A 1,886-nucleotide genomic window follows, 5' to 3' on the forward strand; every position below is an offset into this window, starting at 1 on the left:
AATAGGGTAGAGGGGAAATAAAATTTCCGCCCCTCCCGTCGCACCGTACGTACGGTTCTCGTATACGGCGCTCCATTTGTATTGTTTTCACGCTTGATTGAGATAGTAAGTTAAAGGATTGACCAATCCAGGTCGATCCTCTTTCTTTATGGCCAAAACTTTCGGGCTTAGGGTAAAATTGACGACGTCCATGCCACATTTCCTATACCAGCCTAATCTAGAATTAGCGACCTTATAAATCTCTTCTTTGGTAAAATGACACTTGAACAGTCGATTCAATTGTTGTAGATTCGTATAGATTCGTTGTGGCAGTTTCCATTGCTTTATGATGATCACTCGGACTTTATGTCGTAGCCATTGGCCAAACTTCGCTAGATAGGTTTTCATACTCCCGACACGGTAGTAATTGATCCAGCCTCTTATCGTTTGGTTTAGTTTCGTAAATGTCACCGCTAAAGGACGTGACACGGCCTGTTTTCTTTTAAGGATAGCTTTAGCTTTGTCATAGAGCTTTGTTTTACTGACTTTGCTCGGTTTACATTGCCAACCCTTTTGGTTCTTCCAGAAGGTAAAGCCTAAAAATTGACTCTGTGTCGGTCGTACGACCTTGGTTTTGGTGACATTGACTTGCAAGAAAAGCTTTCTTTCAATCCAATCCGTAATAGATTTCATCACACGATTGGCTGCCCGCTCACTTTTGACAAAAATATCCGCATCGTCCGCATAACGAACAAAACGTAGCCCCCTTGCTTCTAGCTCTTTATCCAATTTATCCAGATAAATATTCGCTAAAATGGGACTTAAAGGGCCCCCTTGCGGGACCCCTTTTTCGTTTGGGCTCGTTAAACCATTCGCCATAATCCCTGCTTTTAAGAAAACACGTATTAAGTGCAATGTTTCTCTATCTTTGACCCTTTCTCTAAGGGTCGAGATTAATTTATCATGATGGACGGTATCAAAATACTTCTCAATGTCCATATCGATCACCCACTCATAGCCTTCATTTAAGTAGCCAAGGACTTTTTCGATTGCTTGATGTGCATTTCGCTTAGGGCGAAATCCATAGCTGTTTCCACTGAAGTGCGCATCAAAGATGCCACTCAGTTGTTGCGCAGCTGCTTGTTGCACCACACGGTCTACTACACTTGGAATCCCTAAAGGTCTTTGTTTTCCATCGGGTTTAGGGATATAAACTCGCTTGACTGCCTTGGGCTGATAGGTCATCGATCGGACCTCCTGAACAAGATCTCGTCCATGTTGATAAAAGTAATGATCAAGTTCATCGACTGTCATCTCATCAATCCCCGGAGCCCCTTTATTCTTTTTGACCTGCTCAATGGCTTGTCTCATATTTTGATGGCTCGTGATCTTTTCAATGAATCTCATGCGCTGTTCCTCCTCTAGGCGTAGATGGATCCAAGATCGCCCTCACTACTTTTCCCATCAATAGTTACGTTCTACCGTTCTAGGGTATCCTCATTTCCGGACTACTTGGACATTTTCTTCTAGCGATTCACACTATACAAACATTCAGCCCTTCACTACATGAAACAGTAGCTACTATGGCCTCAGCTGACTTCTTACGACAAACCTTTTTCGACCGTTCGCAAACGTCCGTAAGATCTCCCAGGGTAAGACATTTATCTTTCTCTCCACAACCTCTTGATTTACTGTCTTGGTTTTACGTTTACCTTTTGGACTTCAGCTTGTAATGCAGCCTTATCCACCATTTAGCCTCATCAAGTTCCTGTACGTAGGCTCAAGAGATTTGCGCCACCACTTCCTTCACCCCATCATCACTGATTTCGGCTTGTGGCTCGCTACACTTGGCGGTAACTACCCGTGACTAGACTTTCACTAGCTAGATAAATGCCATGCCTGGCACA

The 1,886-nt window shown here is 43.5% G+C and carries 1 protein-coding gene; it reads right to left on the bottom strand.

Going from position 1 to position 1,886, the window contains the following annotated elements:
* Positions 1-87: 87 nt before the first annotated feature.
* A complete protein-coding gene (gene ltrA / locus TS1_RS12115; RefSeq protein ID WP_068710725.1) occupies positions 88-1,386 on the bottom strand; it encodes a group II intron reverse transcriptase/maturase in 1,299 nt (432 codons plus the stop codon).
* Positions 1,387-1,886 lie beyond the last annotated feature (500 nt).

The sequence above is a fragment of the Tetragenococcus solitarius NBRC 100494 genome, assembly GCF_001544195.1.
Taxonomy (GTDB): domain Bacteria; phylum Bacillota; class Bacilli; order Lactobacillales; family Enterococcaceae; genus Tetragenococcus; species Tetragenococcus solitarius.

Excerpts from the sequence above, each read along its gene's own strand:
- ltrA (WP_068710725.1), bottom strand. The coding sequence starts at position 1,386 with ATGAGATTCATTGAAAAGATCACGAGCCATCAAAATATGAGACAAGCC.